This is a genomic window from Microbulbifer maximicatervae (SeqCode) (genome assembly GCF_052468155.1).
On the sequence record NZ_CP174335.1, the window covers coordinates 766,971 to 783,354 of the forward strand.

The 16,384-nt window shown below is 51.8% G+C and carries 15 protein-coding genes; 6 read left to right on the forward strand and 9 right to left on the reverse strand.

Translation table 11 applies throughout. The features are described from left to right. From ACJJIY_RS03120 to ilvD, 6 genes are all read left to right on the forward strand, one after another. Complete coding sequence (locus ACJJIY_RS03120; RefSeq protein ID WP_282930993.1) at window positions 1-1,275, forward strand: inorganic phosphate transporter; 1,275 nt, start codon at window positions 1-3, stop codon at window positions 1,273-1,275. Between the two features lie 153 nt (window positions 1,276-1,428). Then, window positions 1,429-3,120, forward strand: a complete 1,692-nt coding sequence (locus ACJJIY_RS03125) for a thiamine pyrophosphate-binding protein (RefSeq protein ID WP_108734747.1) — start codon at window positions 1,429-1,431, stop codon at window positions 3,118-3,120. A 152-nt stretch (window positions 3,121-3,272) separates the two neighbouring features. Continuing rightward, a complete protein-coding gene (locus ACJJIY_RS03130) occupies window positions 3,273-4,151 on the forward strand; it encodes a carboxylate/amino acid/amine transporter (RefSeq protein ID WP_444934354.1) in 879 nt (292 codons plus the stop codon). After that, window positions 4,129-5,292 (forward strand): acetylornithine deacetylase, encoded by a 1,164-nt coding sequence (argE, locus tag ACJJIY_RS03135; protein ID WP_444934355.1) that lies wholly within the window; start codon window positions 4,129-4,131, stop codon window positions 5,290-5,292. Before ACJJIY_RS03130 ends, argE begins: the two co-directional genes overlap by 23 nt. A 59-nt stretch (window positions 5,293-5,351) precedes the next feature. After that, on the forward strand, window positions 5,352-6,674 hold the full coding sequence (argA, locus tag ACJJIY_RS03140; protein ID WP_445359085.1) for an amino-acid N-acetyltransferase: 1,323 nt from the start codon (window positions 5,352-5,354) through the stop codon (window positions 6,672-6,674). A 127-nt stretch (window positions 6,675-6,801) separates the two neighbouring features. Continuing rightward, window positions 6,802-8,634 carry a dihydroxy-acid dehydratase gene (gene ilvD / locus ACJJIY_RS03145; RefSeq protein WP_445359086.1) on the forward strand — a complete coding sequence of 611 codons (1,833 nt, stop codon included), beginning with the start codon at window positions 6,802-6,804 and terminating at the stop codon, window positions 8,632-8,634. A 42-nt stretch (window positions 8,635-8,676) separates the two neighbouring features. Here ilvD and ACJJIY_RS03150 read toward each other — a convergent pair whose 3' ends face one another. From ACJJIY_RS03150 to ACJJIY_RS03190, 9 genes are all read right to left on the reverse strand, one after another. Then, complete coding sequence (locus tag ACJJIY_RS03150; RefSeq protein ID WP_444895891.1) at window positions 8,677-9,321, reverse strand: TonB family protein; 645 nt, start codon at window positions 9,319-9,321, stop codon at window positions 8,677-8,679. Between the two features lie 224 nt (window positions 9,322-9,545). Further along, on the reverse strand, window positions 9,546-10,898 hold the full coding sequence (locus ACJJIY_RS03155) for a tetratricopeptide repeat protein (RefSeq protein ID WP_444895890.1): 1,353 nt from the start codon (window positions 10,896-10,898) through the stop codon (window positions 9,546-9,548). 14 nt (window positions 10,899-10,912) lie between these two features. Then, window positions 10,913-11,530: an energy transducer TonB gene (locus ACJJIY_RS03160; RefSeq protein ID WP_444895889.1), complete on the reverse strand. Its 618-nt coding sequence runs from the start codon at window positions 11,528-11,530 to the stop codon at window positions 10,913-10,915. A 5-nt stretch (window positions 11,531-11,535) separates the two neighbouring features. Beyond that, a complete protein-coding gene (locus ACJJIY_RS03165) occupies window positions 11,536-11,937 on the reverse strand; it encodes an ExbD/TolR family protein (protein WP_108734754.1) in 402 nt (133 codons plus the stop codon). A 112-nt stretch (window positions 11,938-12,049) separates the two neighbouring features. After that, window positions 12,050-12,577, reverse strand: a complete 528-nt coding sequence (locus tag ACJJIY_RS03170) for a MotA/TolQ/ExbB proton channel family protein (RefSeq protein WP_108734755.1) — start codon at window positions 12,575-12,577, stop codon at window positions 12,050-12,052. 14 nt (window positions 12,578-12,591) lie between these two features. After that, window positions 12,592-13,962: a MotA/TolQ/ExbB proton channel family protein gene (locus ACJJIY_RS03175; RefSeq protein ID WP_444895888.1), complete on the reverse strand. Its 1,371-nt coding sequence runs from the start codon at window positions 13,960-13,962 to the stop codon at window positions 12,592-12,594. After that, window positions 13,959-14,741, reverse strand: a complete 783-nt coding sequence (locus tag ACJJIY_RS03180; protein ID WP_444895887.1) for a DUF3450 domain-containing protein — start codon at window positions 14,739-14,741, stop codon at window positions 13,959-13,961. The genes ACJJIY_RS03175 and ACJJIY_RS03180 overlap by 4 nt, the downstream gene beginning before the upstream one ends. A 287-nt stretch (window positions 14,742-15,028) precedes the next feature. Then, the gene (locus tag ACJJIY_RS03185) at window positions 15,029-15,538 is read right to left on the reverse strand and encodes a dihydrofolate reductase (RefSeq protein ID WP_444895886.1); all 510 of its coding nucleotides are present in this window, start codon (window positions 15,536-15,538) and stop codon (window positions 15,029-15,031) included. A gap of 9 nt (window positions 15,539-15,547) precedes the next feature. Beyond that, a complete protein-coding gene (locus ACJJIY_RS03190; protein ID WP_444895885.1) occupies window positions 15,548-16,381 on the reverse strand; it encodes a thymidylate synthase in 834 nt (277 codons plus the stop codon). Window positions 16,382-16,384: the final 3 nt, after the last annotated feature.

The window sequence follows — 16,384 nt, forward strand, 5'->3', positions numbered from 1 at the left end:
GTGGAAATTATTAGTCAATACGGCCATATATTATTGATTTTGGCCTGTGTAGCAGGCTTCTTTATGGCCTGGGGCGTCGGTGCCAACGACGTAGCCAACGCCATGGGTACCTCCGTAGGTTCCCGTGCACTGACTATCAAGCAGGCGATTGTTATCGCCATGATCTTTGAGTTTGCCGGCGCCTATTTGGCAGGCGGGGAGGTTACCGCAACCATCCGCAAAGGCATTATCGATTCTGAAGTTTTCGCTGCCCAACCGCAGCTGCTGGTATACGGCATGCTTTCGGCACTGCTGGCGGCCGGCACCTGGCTGCTGGTAGCCAGTATTCTCGGCTGGCCGGTATCCACCACCCACTCTATTGTCGGCGCAATTGTCGGCTTCTCTGCGGTAGGTATATCCCCAGATGCAGTGGCCTGGGGTAAAGTGGGCAGTATCGTGGCTAGCTGGGTGGTCTCCCCGGTTCTCGCGGGCACCCTATCTTTCCTGTTATTCCGCAGTGTCCAGCGCCTGATCCTAGACACGGAAGACCCCTTCAACAACGCCAAGCGCTACATCCCCTTCTACATGTTTGCAGTAGGCTGGATGATTGCCATGGTGACCCTCACCAAGGGCCTCAAGCACGTTCTTAAAGATGCCAATATCCAGCTCAGCTTTATCCAGGATGCCGGTATCGCCGCCCTGGTGGGCCTTGCTGTCGCCGGTATCGGTGTCACCATGCTCAAGCGCGTCCAGCGCGACCCGGCAGCTGAAGCTGAAAACCGTTTCGCCAACGTCGAGCGCGTATTTGCGATCCTGATGGTCTTCACCGCCTGTGCCATGGCCTTCGCTCACGGCTCCAACGATGTCGCCAACGCCGTTGGTCCTCTGGCTGCCGTAGTTAATACCATCCAGAGCGGCGCTATCACCGTTAAATCCACTATGCCTTCCTGGATATTGCTGCTCGGCGGTATCGGTATCGTGGTGGGCCTGGCGACATACGGCTTTAAGGTAATGGCCACTATCGGTAAGAAGATCACCGAGCTGACACCGAGCCGCGGCTTCGCAGCCGAACTGGGTGCAGCCTCCACCGTCGTACTGGCTTCTGGTACCGGCCTGCCAATCTCCACGACTCACACTCTGGTGGGCGCGGTATTGGGTGTTGGCCTGGCGCGGGGTATTGGCGCACTGAACCTGCGTATGATCACCACTATCGCCGCCTCCTGGGTAGTCACCTTGCCGGCGGGTGCTGGTATTGCGATCTTGTTCTTCTACTTCTTTAAGGGCTTGTTCGGCTAGAGCTGTAGAATCATTGATAAATCAAAAAGGGGCCCAGGCCCCTTTTTTTATGTCTCTCACTCACCCCATTCTCAACTAAGCTGTGCCAGTAGCAAAACAGATATCTGGCACTTAAGGATTGCGCCTCAACTTCAATTCACTCGTGTAAATTACATGACTGTTAGCAACTGGACAGTGGGAACCTACCTGGCACAAAGATTAAAAGACGCAGGCATAGAGCACTACTTCGCCTTGCCTGGCGATTACAATCTGGTGTTACTGGATCAATTACTACTCCACCCAGATCTCAAAATGATCAGCTGCTGTAACGAGCTAAATGCAGGCTATGCCGCCGACGGCTATGCCCGCGCAACCGGTGGCCCCTCAGCGGCAGTAGTCACCTTCTCCGTCGGCGGCCTCAGCATGATTAATGCAGTAGCCGGTGCTTTTGCCGAAGACCTCCCTTTAATTGCAATCTCTGGCGGACCAAATACGAACTCTGAGGCTGAGTGGGAGTATTTGCATCACACTTTAGGTAAGGTCGATTACAGCTACCAGAGCGAAATCTATTCGCGGGTAACAGCCGAAACCGTGGTTATCCACCATCCATCCCTCGCTCCTGCAGCGATAGACAGAGCAATTGATACCGCCATGCTGCGGCGTAAACCGGTCTACATCGAAATTGCAGCCAATATTGCTAACGCACCTACATCGGCCCCTATCCCCCGTGGATTTGCACGTAGCGCCACTAGTGACCCGGATTCCCTCTCTGCTGCGGTAGAGCATATTGCCGCATTCCTCAATGCTGCCGAACGGCCAGTTCTGATTGCGGGAGGAAGGGTACGCGCTGCCTGTGCGGAAGAATCCCTGCGCGAACTCGCCGCCAGCAGCCGTTACGGTGTGGCCTGTATGGCGGATGCCAAAGGCCTGCTGTCAGAGACCCACGATAACTTTATGGGTATGTACTGGGGACCGGTCAGTACACCGGGCTGCAGCGAGATAGTTGATACCGCCGACGCTTTGCTCTTCGCCGGCCCACTCTTTACTGACTACACCACAACCGGGCACCAGCTTTGCTTCGATCAAAGCAGGACCGTTATCGCACTGCCAACTTCTGTACAGCTGGGTGAGACCTGTTACAGCAATGTACACATGAATGATTTGTTGGAAGCGCTGGTAGATAAACTCACTCCCAACACCGGTGCAGTACAAGCCTATCGCAGGGTCAGCAGTCCAAAACATATCCCCCAACCGGGCAAGCGAAGCGACAATTTGACAGTCCGTCAGCTGTTTGCGCGAATTCAAAAAATGCTTAAAAGCGATACCGCTCTGCTGGTGGAAACCGGGGACTCCTGGTTTAACGGTATGGAGCTGTCGCTACCAGATGGAGCCCGCTTTGAAATACAGATGCAATATGGAAGTATCGGCTGGTCTGTAGGGGCAACTCTAGGTTATGCCCTGGGTATGGGTGAGGGGCGGATGATTGCCTGTATCGGCGACGGCTCCTTCCAGCTGACCGCCCAGGAAATCTCCACCATGATCCGTTATAACGTTAATCCAATTATTTTTCTGGTGAATAACGGTGGCTACACCATTGAAGTGGAGATCCACGACGGCCCTTACAACAACATTAAAAACTGGGAATACGCGCAATTAATCGAAGTTTTCAGTGCAGGAGAAGGCAAAGCCTGGGGTTGTAAAGTCACCACTGAGGGAGAGCTGGACAAAGCAATCAAAGATGCCCTAAAACACGATGGGCTTTGCCTGATAGAGGCAATTATCGATCGCAATGATTGCAATGTGAATTTGCTCAGATGGGGAAACCAGGTAGCTCGGAACAATAGTCGCCCAAGCCGCAGTGTTTAATTATTCCCTCACCTTGCTTGGAGGGCCAGGCTAACCCACAAAAGAGATTTGGAATTCCAAATCCATATCTATTTATTACAAGCAACAGTAATATTCAGTGTCATTACTTGGGCCTGCCCCACCAGTTTACTGTTGCCTGCGAATTTTTCCAGATGCCATTATTGTTGTTTGTCACACTGCTGTGGGCCTTTTCTTTCAGCCTGATAGGCGTCTACCTGGCCGGACAGGTGGATAGTTATTTTTCAGCAATGACACGGGTTCTCCTTGCCATGGCGGTATTTCTACCCATGCTGAAATGGAAGGCTTGCCCTCTCCGCACCGCGATCCGTTTAATTGTGATCGGCGCTGTACAACTGGGGCTGATGTATTTGTTTTACTACCAGTCATTCTTACTGCTCAGTGTCCCCGAGGTACTGCTATTTACTATTTTCACCCCTCTTTATATCACCGCCCTTGAGGACTTCCTTAATAGGCACTTTTCTGTCTGGAACCTCACTATCGCAGCCGTAGCTGTATTGGGAGCCGCCACTATTCGCTGGGACTCCCCCAGTAGCGACTTCTGGATTGGATTTGCAGTCGTCCAGGGTGCCAACCTATGTTTTGCTGTGGGACAGGTAACCTACAAGCGTCTGATGTCCGTCGAGCAAGGCCTCCCCCCGAGGCAAACCTTCGCTTGGTTTTTTATCGGCGCCAGCTTGGTCACCGTTATCGCCTGGCTCCTACTCGGAGAAGCGCAGTACCCACAAGGCTCACAACAATGGGGTGTTCTACTCTGGTTAGGGTTGGTGGCATCAGGTCTGGGATATTTTTTGTGGAACAAGGGTGCTACGCAGGTTTCTACTGGCACCCTGGCCGCGATGAACAATGCACTGATTCCCGCTGGTTTATTGGTAAATCTGTTAATCTGGAATCGGGATGCCGATCTAACCCGTCTCGCCCTTGGGGGAGGACTGATCGGAGCCGCTGTTATCCTGAATGAATGGCGTAACAAAAGTAGGGAAAGTCACCATGGCGAGTATCGCAGTACCTGACCTGAAGACCCAATTACATCAACTGATCGCCAGTCCCAGTGTCAGTGCAACCGATCCTTCCCTGGATATGGGTAACCGCCCGGTGGTTGAGCTACTGGGTGGATGGTTAGAAGGACTTGGTTTCAATGTAGAGATAATGCCTTTAAAGGGCTCTCCCAATAAAGCCAATATGATTGCTACTCTCGGTGGTACAAGTGGTGACAAAGGCGGGCTCGTTCTATCCGGACATACTGATACAGTCCCCTTTGATTCGGGGCGCTGGCAATCGGACCCCTTTAAGGTTTTAGAGCGCGACAACCGCTTATACGGTCTCGGCACCAGTGATATGAAGGGGTTTTTCCCTCTGGTTATAGAGGCTGTGCAGACTTTTCTCGGCAAACCTTTACAAAAACCATTGATTGTTTTGGCAACAGCCGATGAAGAAACAAGTATGAGTGGTGCCCGCGCCCTGGTCGAGGCTGGCAAACCCCAAGCCCGCTACGCGGTAATTGGTGAGCCCACCGGGCTTCGCCCGATACGTATGCACAAGGGCGTTATGATGGAAGCTGTGCGTATTACCGGCCAGTCCGGCCACTCATCAGATCCAAGCTTGGGGGCCAACGCTCTCGAGGCCATGCATAAAGTTATCGGTGAACTATTAACACTGCGAAAAGAGTGGCAGCAAAAGTACAACAACCCCGGATTCGCCGTTCCAGTACCCACGATGAACTTAGGCTGTATCCATGGGGGTGACAATCCCAATCGGATCTGCGGCCACACAGAACTCCAGTTTGATATTCGTCCGTTGCCCGGAATGCAGCTTACGGACCTACGGGAAGAACTAACCAAACGTATCCTTACCATTCCACAAGACACTAAAATTCAGGTGGAAGTGGCCTCTTTATTCCCTGGCACTGCGCCCTTTGAACAGGATTCCCATTCAGAGTTAGTAAAAGTTGCAGAACAACTTTGTGGCCATCCCGCTGAAAGTGTTGCCTTTGGTACTGAAGCGCCCTACTTGAAGAGTTTGAATATTGACACTATCGTGCTCGGCCCCGGCGATATTGACCAAGCTCATCAGCCGGATGAATTTCTCGCCCTGGATCGTATCAACCCTATGGTCAACATTCTGCGCGACTTGATTGGCCGCTTTTGCCTTTAATCTCCCTGCGACAGCCTCCGGGGCTTTAACACCACAAGACTTGCACACGGTAAGAATTAGTGAGCGACGATAACGCCTCCCTGAACTGGTTTCGCCACGCGGCACCTTACATCAACGACCTGCGCGGTCGCACTTTAGTAATTGGTATCCCCGGCGACGCTTTAGAGCACGCCAATTTCCGCAATCTAGTACACGATATGGCGCTGCTTGCCAGCCTTGGGGTTCGCTTGGTTGTTGTGCACGGCGCACGGGAACAAATTAATCGAGCCCTGGATGAGCGCGGCATTGAAAATCGATTTCACGAGAACCAGCGTATTACCAATCGAGAGACATTGGAGATTGTTAAGTCCGTCGTGGGTAAACTGCGCTTCGATATTGAAGCCGCATTTTCCCAGGGATTGCCAGACTCGCCGATGGCACGTTCGGCCCTCAAGGTAGTCTCGGGCAATTTTGTTACCGCCCGTCCCAGTGGCGTGCTAGATGGCGTGGACCTGGGCTGGACCGGCACCGTGCGACGCATGGACACCAACACTCTGGAGCAAAACCTAGATCAGGGTTCCCTGGTACTCCTTTCTCCCCTGGGCACATCCCTGACCGGGGAGCTTTTCAATATCAATTACCTGGACCTGGCCGCTGAGGCTTCCAGAGTATTGCGCGCCGAGAAACTAGTGCTATTCCGCGAACCTGAGCAACTTCAAGTGGACGGAAATCCGGTACACGAGTTAAGTATTTTGCAGGCAGAGCAGGTTTCACCCAAGGTGCAAAGCGCAACCCTGCGCTGTGCCATTCGAGCCTGTAATGCAGGGATCGCCCGTACACACCTACTTAGCTTTTGTAAAAACGGCGCCTTAATTCAGGAGCTATTCCGCCGTGAAGGGGCCGGTACCATGATTTACCGGGACAGCTACGAAGTTGTGCGCAGAGCGCGAATAACCGATGTGGGCGGCATTCTTGGGCTGATCCGCCCGTTAGAAAAAGATGGCGTTTTGGTACGGCGCTCCCGCGAGAAGCTCGAGGCAGAAATTGAACACTTCACGCTTGTGGAGGTGGACGGCACTCCAGTTGCCTGTGCCGCACTCTACCCAATTAAGGATGATAAAGGCGCTACCACAGCCGCCGAAGTCGCCTGCCTTGCCAGCCACCCGGAATTTCGCGGTGGCGGGCGTGGTGCCAAGCTGATGCGCCACCTCGAGCGACAGGCGCAAACAGTCCAGGTCGACGAACTCTACGTCCTCACTACCCAGACAGAGCACTGGTTTATCGAGCAGGGCTTTGAGCAAGTCGGTATCAGCGAGCTGCCTGCTACGCGTAAATCCCTGTACAACATTCAGCGTAATTCGAGAATCCTGCGCAAACGTCTGGGGAACAGTCAGCCCACTTAGTCATAGAAATTTGAAATATCCATCCTTAATACTCCTTTAATGGGTAGTTTGGGCGCAAAAACATCCCAGGAAAGTCCATTTTTTGCTAAGCTGGCGCATTCATTGTTGCCAGCTGGAATCTGTGACTATGCCCCAATACCGCTCCCGCACCTCTACCGCCGGTCGCAATATGGCCGGAGCCCGCGCCTTGTGGCGTGCCACCGGTATGACGGACGAGGACTTCCATAAGCCAATCATTGCCATCGCAAACTCTTTTACCCAGTTTGTCCCCGGACACGTACACCTAAAAGATATGGGTCAGCTTGTCGCAAGGGAGATTGAGCGCGCCGGCGGCGTGGCCAAGGAGTTCAATACGATCGCTGTGGATGACGGTATCGCAATGGGTCACGACGGCATGCTCTATAGCCTGCCCAGCCGCGAAATTATCGCTGACTCAGTGGAGTACATGGTCAATGCCCACTGTGCCGACGCCCTGGTTTGTATCTCCAACTGTGACAAGATCACACCAGGAATGATGATGGCAGCCATGCGCCTGAACATTCCAGTTATCTTTGTCTCCGGTGGCCCCATGGAGGCCGGCAAAACCAAGCTGGCTGACCACAAGCTCGACTTAGTAGATGCTATGGTGATCGCCGCTACAGATACGGCCTCCGACGAGGAAGTTGCTGAGTATGAGCGCTCTGCCTGCCCGACCTGCGGCTCCTGCTCAGGAATGTTTACAGCGAACTCCATGAACTGCCTGACCGAGGCCCTGGGGCTTTCACTCCCTGGTAACGGCACCATGCTAGCGACTCACGCCGACCGCAAGGAGCTATTCCTCCGCGCTGGCCGCGAGATCGTAACCCTGACCAAACGCTACTATGAGCAGGATGACGAAACTGCCCTGCCGCGCAACATCGCCAACCGCACAGCCTTCCGCAATGCCATGGCTCTCGATATCGCCATGGGAGGCTCCACAAATACCATCCTGCACCTGCTGGCAACCGCTCAAGAGGGTGAGATTGACTTTACCCTGGAAGATATCGACAGCCTCTCCCGTGAGGTTCCACAGCTGTGCAAGGTTGCCCCCAATACCGAGAAATACCATATAGAAGATGTACACCGCGCCGGTGGTGTAATGGCCATCCTCGGGGAGTTGGAGGCCGCAGGTCTTATCGACTCCTCGCTGCCAACCGCCTACGGTGGTTCGCTCGCCGATGCCCTTGCGCGCTGGGATATTTGCCGCACGGACGACCAATCTGTACTGGAATTCTATCGCGCGGGCCCCGCAGGCATTCCCACCCAAACAGCTTTCAGCCAGGAATGCCGCTGGTCCACTTTAGATGCAGACCGCCAGCGTGGCTGTATCCGTTCTCCTGAGTACGCCTACTCCTCTGAGGGAGGGCTCGCCGTTCTCTTTGGCAACCTGGCCCCCAATGGCTGTGTAGTGAAGACTTCCGGCGTCGATGAGTCGCTGTGGAAGTTCGAAGGCCCCGCCCATGTAGTAGAAAGCCAGGAAGAGGCGGTTTCCAATATCCTCGAAGGGAAGGTCAGTAAAGGGGAGGCTGTTATCGTTCGCTATGAGGGTCCTAAAGGTGGACCTGGAATGCAAGAGATGCTTTACCCCACCAGTTATTTAAAGTCCAAAGGACTCGGTGAGCACTGCGCATTGATTACCGATGGCCGCTTCTCAGGAGGAACTTCAGGCCTCTCAATTGGACATGTTTCACCGGAGGCGGCGTCTGGAGGTAACATCGCTCTCGTGCGCAATGGCGATCTAATACGTATTAATATTCCAGCGAGGAAAATTGAAATCGCTATTGAGGAAAGTGAACTCGATAAGCGGCGCCAAGAAATGGAAGAAAACCCCAATGGATGGAAGCCCATCGAAAAGCGCCCTCGTAAAGTCAGCAAAGCACTGAAAGCCTATGCCATGCTTGCCACAAGTGCAGATCGCGGGGCGGTGAGGGAAATTGACTGATTAAAACTGTTCTAAACAAAACGGCCCCAAAGGGCCGTTTTGTTATTCCGCTATTTTGTAACTGATTCGATTGCGTACCCCGTAGCGTTCCACTGGTTGGCCAGCTTCCATTTGAGGCCGATACTTAAATCTTTCTGCCGCAGCTATCGCAGAACGATCGAATACACGGGTTGGGTTACCATTAGAGTCATAACCACCAACAACACGGGCATCTCGCACTGCCCCTGTTTTTGTCACTGTAAACTCTACAACAACATATCCTTCAATTCCCCTGCGCAAAGCGGCACTAGGATATCGTGGTGCAGCTTTGTACACAGGCAAAGGATCTTGCGATACCTTCATCCCAGTTTCAGAGACTGGTGTTGGAGAGCCTATTTGAATATTCAGCTTAACCGGCAAGACCTCAGTCTGCTCAACTCGCATATTCGGCTGTTCAATGACTGTTTGTGGTGGTGTAGGTGCCTCATAATTTTCGGTAACAATCACCTTTTTCGGCATATGTACCGATTTAATCTGTGGCAACAACTCAACTGCTGGCTCTTCAATATCAGTTGCCACCAGCTGACTCATCAAAAAGAGCAGCCCCACTGTTGTCACGGCAGCATATCCCAGGCCCTTCACGTAGCCTGCAAGTAAATGCTGGGGGAAAAACACGGGGTTGGGAATTGACTGACAAGCTCTATCCATAACACCTCTCCTATTATTTTTAGGGTGCAATAAGCGGCATTCTTGTGCCGAAAATGGAAAAGCTGATCAGCTGACTTAATCATTAGTCAATTTACAAAAAAATGCAAATAGTCTGTTAATACAGGTTATCTCAAAATTTTGCATTGCCGTGAGAAGAGAAAGAAGCATAAAAAAAGCCGCACATTACTGCGCGGCTTTTTTGAAACTTAAAAAGTTAATTAGCTTTAAATTGCCAACTGCTTCTCACGTTTCTGTTCACCTTCGATAAAGGTAATCCACTGCCTAGCCATTTTCTCAGATCTCTCACTTTTCAGTGCAAGCTTGAAGCTCTTCAAAGCTGAGTCATAGCGCTTCAGGTTGGCATTGGCCATACCCATAACAATTTGCAGTTGATCAATACGCTTAACACCGCCTTTGGCCATGGCTTTTTTGCCCATAGCGATGGCTTTTTCGTTCTGATCCAAATCTAAGTAGATACCAGCCAGGCGCGAGTAAATCTCACCTTTATCAGAAAGCTGGGCTGCTGCTTCCAGCTGCGGGATAGCTTTCTGAAGTTCTTGTGCCATCTGGTAGGCCTGAGCTAGGGTTTCCAGGTTTTTAGCTGTACGTGGGATCTTCTTCTCTTGAATACCCTTAGCTATCACCTTGGCCCCTTTATAAGGCATTTCATGCCCCATAAAGAGATAACCCATATTCAAAAGGTCTCTATCCTTTTCCAAAGCACCGGCAAGGTAAGCTGCTTCCATCATATGCAGCTGGTCCTTGTCACGCTTCAACTCGCCATACATCGCCGCCAGTGTTTTGTAGTACACAGGCTTTGGATAGTACTGCACCAGTTTTTCCAAGACACCGGCTACATTTTTGTAGTCGCTTCGCTCGAAATAAACATATTGCTGCAATCCATACCATGCTTCTTTAGGTGTCTTACCCTCTTTTTCATACATGGATACCGCTATATTGATATCCGAGAGAGCCTTAGCCTGGTTGCCAACCTGGTTATAAGCCTGGGCACGTAAAGCGTAGGAATCAGCAGTAATACGATCGGAGACCTTAAACCATTGGTTCAGGTAGTTAATCGCCTGCTTGTAATCCTCAGTGACAAAATAGAGCTGAGCCAGTGTAAATAAAGTTCCTACTTCCAAGGCAACCGGCAGGTTTTTTTCACCCTGGTCTAGCACCTTTTTAAAATAGGGAATCGCCTCTTTGTAACGCTCAGTGCTGTAGTAAACAACACCGAAGAAGTTATACATCTGGGCAACTTCATAACCGTTGAAGCGCTTCTTAGCCTCATCCATTTCTTTCAGCGCTACAAGTGCAGCCGGCCAATCCTCCGCATCAGCAGCTTCCTGGGCTTTCTCCAGCTTCTTATACGCAGCTTCACGCATTGCCGGAACTTTACGAGTCTTTTGCTTGCTCGGCTTTTTCTGTTCCTGCGCTTGTACAGAAGCGAAAGGAGCAGACACTCCTACCGCGTCGAGCACGGTAACGCTGACCGTCGGTGCCAGAACCAAGGGTAGCGCTACTGACGTGCGCAGAGCGAACTTGGACAAACCTTTAGTGATGGTCGTCAACTTCATAGTGCTTCCCCCTTTTAGTCCTTAGCCATGTTAAAGCTGATCTTAGTTCTAACATTAGGAACTTCGGTCGGCTTGCCATCGACTACCCGCGGCTTGTACTTGTACTTCAACGCGGACTTCAAAGCTGCGCGATTGAAAACAGTTGTGGGTTTACCCTTCAGCGTAAACGCCTCAATCACTATCGGATCACGTACAGAGCCATTAGTCGTTACGGTGTATTCAACGATTACATAGCCTTCTATACCACGCTGCTGAGCGCGACGAGGATATTGCGGTTGTACTTTAACGATCGGCAGGTAATCACCCTCGCCAAAACTGAAGCCAGACAGCTTAACATCACCACCCGCTTTGGGAGCAGCAATACTGATGTTGCCATCAATATTCGGTTCCTCGAAGTCAGGCTCCGGCATCTCCGGCGGCGGAGTGTCTGGCTCGTCTGGTTTTACCGGCTTGGCGGTGTCGTACTGTGTTTCAATCTTCGTATCAGGCATCACCACATCGGCAACTTTGAAAGTTTCCTTTTCCTCAGGAGCTTTCATGTTTGCTGCAATCAGCTGATGCATGGTGAAGATGAGGCCAAAGGTCGTGGCTACCGCCAATGTACCTGCCCCAAGAAGTCTTACCGGATTCATAGCTGTTAACTCTTCTCTGTAGCGACGGAAACTTTCTTGATACCAATCTTCCTGGCTGCTTCTGCAATCAGGGCAATCTTCTCAATGCTTGCTCCCTTATCGGGCTGAATTACCAACCACCCTTTCGGGTTTTCCGAGTAGAGACGCTCCAGGACAATTCTTACCTGGCGCTCATCAACCTTCTCTTTAGCAATCCAAACCTCGTCACTGTCGTTGATCGCTACCAGGATAGAGGCGGCCTTGAGTTCAGCGGTTGTCGCTTCCGGCTTCTCAACATCAGCACCTGGCTCCTTAATAAAGGTCGCGGTGACGATAAAGAAGATCAGCATGATAAACACCACGTCCAGCATAGGCGTGAGGTCAATTGCGCCGGCTTCTTCTTCTGCCGTATTTTGTCTTTTGCTCATAGCAACTCTCTTAGCGAACTTTTCCAGCGGGGACTCAGGGAGCCCCCGGCAAAAGTATCTGGCTTGGCTAAACCTTCACAGCAAATAAACGAAGTTATTCGCTGGTGTATGCTTAGTGATCCATTGTCAGATGATCTTCCAGCAGCTGGGTTTCACGCTCAGCTTTACGGGCTAGATAAGTGTTGGCAAATACGCCTGACAGGGCCGCAACCATACCCGCCATTGTTGGGATAGTTGCCATGGATACACCACTGGCCATCTGCTTGGCGTCACCACCACCTGTAATCGCGAGAACATCGAACACGTTGATCATGCCCCAAACCGTACCCAACAGCCCAAACAAAGGGGCCAGGGCGACACAAGCTTGGATCATGTCCATATTGTCCTGAATTTTCTCGGATACCCGGGAAATCATTGCATAACGGATCTGGTGCGAAGCCCAGGATTTGCGCTCACCGCGCCCCTCCCATTGATCTACCGCACCTTGAACGTCACTTTTCAACCCTTTGTTAAAGTAGAAAACACGTTCAAAAATCAGCGTCCACATAAAGAAGGTCAGGCCGGCGATCAGGAACAGTACTGGCCCGCCCGACGCCATAAAGGCGTTGACGGCGGCCCATGCGTCGATTAATGCGTGCATGTTGCCGCCTCCTCTTATTTGCGCTCGGCGTTTTCTGCCACGATACCGGCGCTCTGCTCTTCAAGAATATGCAGAACACGCTTGGCACGGGCATTTACAATGGTGTGCATCAATACTGTCGGAATAGCAACACACAGGCCGAGAACGGTGGTGATCAGGGCTGAGGAAATACCGCCGGCCATTGCCTTGGGATCGCCCGCACCAAAGATAGTGATCGCCTGGAAGGTTACGATCATACCGGTAACAGTACCCAGCAGACCTAGCAGAGGAGCAACCATCGCGATGATCTTCAGCAGGTTGAGGCCGGATTCGATTGCCGGACGCTCTTTCAGTACTGCTTCTTCCATCTTCAGCTCGAGAGTTTCGCCGTCTACACCTTTGTTCTCTTCCGCAACAGCCAGTACACGACCCAGTGGGTTATTGGTGTTCGGAGTAGAGGAACGCAGCTGAGCATTTACTTTAGCACCGACGCCAGTCAGAACGATCAGACGGAAGATAGCCAGCAGCATCGCGAAAACACCAACAGCAGTGATGATGTAACCCACGATGTCACCCTGGTGCCAACGCTCTACGATGTCCGGGCTGTTGATCATAGCTTTCAGGTAGGAGCCACCGGTAGGACCAGTCGGGTCTACACCGAAGGCACTGAAACCACCGGTAGAGGTTTGCAGAGCTTCAGCCATGCCCTGGAACTTGGCGTCCGGCTGACGGATCAGCTCAGCCATTTTGTAGGCATTGTTCATTTCCAGGTATTTACCATTGGAAACCAGGTTGAAGTTACCTACGCGAACCACTTCCTGATCAACCTGTTCACCATTTGGCTTGATCACGGTTGCGTTAAACTTAACGATTTTGCCGGATTCAACAGTTTCACGCTGAATTTCAAACCACAGACGCTCGATTTCCTCGATAGTCGGCAGTTTGGTAGCAGTATTCATCTTGGCCAGAAGACCGTCGATGAACTCTGTACGACCGGGGTATTGGGCAGAAACCAGAGAGGAGCCAATGTTGGCGCGCAGGTCAGCTGCGGTAGAAGACATATGACCGAACAGCTCTTTCAGCGAGCCCATACGCTCATCCAGCTGTTGACGTTTCTGGTCTACAGCCACTTCCTGCTCCTGGTATTTCTTTTCCAGTTCAGCAGAGCGCTTTTCTTCAGCGGTACGAGTGTTTTTAGCTTGATTCAGCAGAGCATTCTGGTTGGCCTTCTGGCGGCGGAACTCAGCTTCACGCTGCTTGTGTTCTTTGGACTCGGCAACTTTGGATTGCTGAACCATTTTCAGCAGGTCATCCAGAGAAGAGGCCTTCTCCTGTGCAACTGCGGAGAAACTGATCAGGCCAGCTGCTGCCGCCACTAAAATGCGTTTGGCGAAAGAGGTTTTCATTGCGCTGCCTCCGGAGCCGGGATCGGCATGGTCATGATGTCGATGGTGGCCTGCTTTTTGGCAATTTTCAGACCGTTCATGAGAGCGCGGCGGTATTCACCAGCATCGATCTCAACCCACGCTTTTTGCGCTTTGTCGTAAGCGAGGGAAATTTCAGCATCTGTAGTTTGAGCCAACAGGGCGATACGGCCGATTTGCAGAACGCTCACTTCACGCTCCTGGCCGGCAACAGTCAGGGTATCGCGGTAAGAGTCGATCTTACGAGCATATTCCGCTTCAAAGTTGTACAGCTCCAGTACCTGACGGAATTTTTCCGCAACACTGACATCGGAACGATCCATGGTGCTCTTAACACCGTTGAGGTTCGCGATACGCTCTTCGAGCTTGAACGGAGCGTCCAGCTCAATAAACTGTTCCAGGCCATCCAGCATACGCAGGATCAGCGGCTGAATCTGACGCTCGATAACAGTAACGTTGGCAATAGACTCGTCCAGATCGTTGATAACTTCGAGCTGGTTGGCCAGCTGCTTTTCCAGCTGACGGTTGTATACGCGCAGACCATCGATTTCTTTATTAACCACCTTGAAGTCCTGCAGCAGGCTGCTAGTTTCGTCGGCAATCTTGTCGATGCGCTTTTGCGATGCCTGGGCCGCAGTGGTTTTCTGCTGGCCGACGGCGAGTACGTTATCGAGAGTATCCGCAGTGGCTACGCTGCCGTAGAGCGCGCCAGCAGACAGCGCAGTGGTCAGCGCCACAGCCATGAATCGCTTGGTTTTCATTAGACCCCCCAGTGGGTTCAATATTTCACAACATGGTCGCGATGAGATAGCTGCCACAACGCGGTGTCCTTTTGTTTTAAAAACATTGGTTAGAAGACAGCTAAGAGCCGCACATTGTAAACAGCCGATTTGATTATTCAAATGCCGATTGCCAGCATCGGCCCGCTTGGGTAGCAAAGTAACACTTGGGTAACATTCCCGGGTTACTTGCACACATTAGCGGCGACTTTCCTTGTGTAGGCTGTTGGAGAATTTAACAGATCGATTAACTTTTGATCAAATTGTTTTTATTTAAATCTGTCATATTGGACTAATGAGTAGTTGTACTCATTCCTGTCCGAGGCCGGGTAACACTCTCGTGCCGATTCGACCCAAGAGTCATCCATGTCGGGAAAGTATGCATCCCCGTCGATATTTGCGTCAACTTCGGTGACATATAAGCGGGCAGCCAGTGGCAGTGCCTGGCGGTAAATTTGTGCTCCACCAATGACCATCACCTCGCTTGCCCCACTGTCTTTAGCGCTTTCTTGAGCCAGACTCAAGGCTTTATCCAGAGACTGGACCACCTCAACGCCATCTGCAACCCAGTCAGCATTACGCGTAATGACAATATTTACGCGCCCCGGAAGTGGGCGACCAATAGACTCAAAGGTCTTTCGTCCCATTACTACTGGCTTTCCCATAGTCGTCCGCTTAAAAAACTGCAGATCGCCGGAGATACGCCAGGGGAGCTCATTGTCCTTGCCGATAGCACCATTGCGGGCAACCGCCGCAATCAAAGCAATTGAAACCGTCATTACCGCTCCTTAAACCGCTACAGGTGCCGGAATATGTGGATAGGCCTCGTAACCTTTGAGTTCAAAGTCCTCGAAACGGAAAGAAAACAGATCTTTCACATCTGGATTCAAGTGCATTTGTGGCAGAGGCAGAGGGTCGCGCTGCAATTGCAGTTCGACCTGCTCCATATGGTTGGAGTAGAGGTGAGCATCACCAAAGGTGTGGATAAAATCGCCGGGCTTCAAACCGCATACCTGTGCCAGCATAAGGGTCAACAGGCTGTATGAGGCGATATTAAAAGGCACCCCCAGGAAAATATCTGCGCTTCGCTGGTACAGCTGACAGGACAACTTGCCGTCAGCGACATAAAACTGGAACAGGGCGTGGCAGGGAGCCAGGGCCATGCGCCCTTCACGGGCATTATCAACAGGTGAAACACCTTCATCTGGCAGATCCGCAGGGTTCCAGGCGCTAACCATCAGGCGCCGGGAGTCCGGGCGGGTTTTCAACTGATGTACCAACTGCTCAATCTGGTCGATCTGGCGGCCATCCGAAGTGGGCCAGGAGCGCCATTGATGGCCATATACAGGGCCCAGATCACCGTCCTCTGTCGCCCACTCATCCCAAATCCGCACCTTATTGTCCTGGAGGTAGCGGATATTGGTATCCCCCTGCAAAAACCACAGAAGTTCGTGAATAATCGAGCGCAAATGGCACTTTTTAGTGGTGATCAGCGGAAAACCCTCCGCCAAATTAAAGCGCATTTGATAGCCAAACACACTGAGAGTACCAGTGCCGGTGCGGTCACCTTTAACGGTGCCGTTATCGCGCACATGGCGCATTAGATCGAGATACTGCTTCATCTA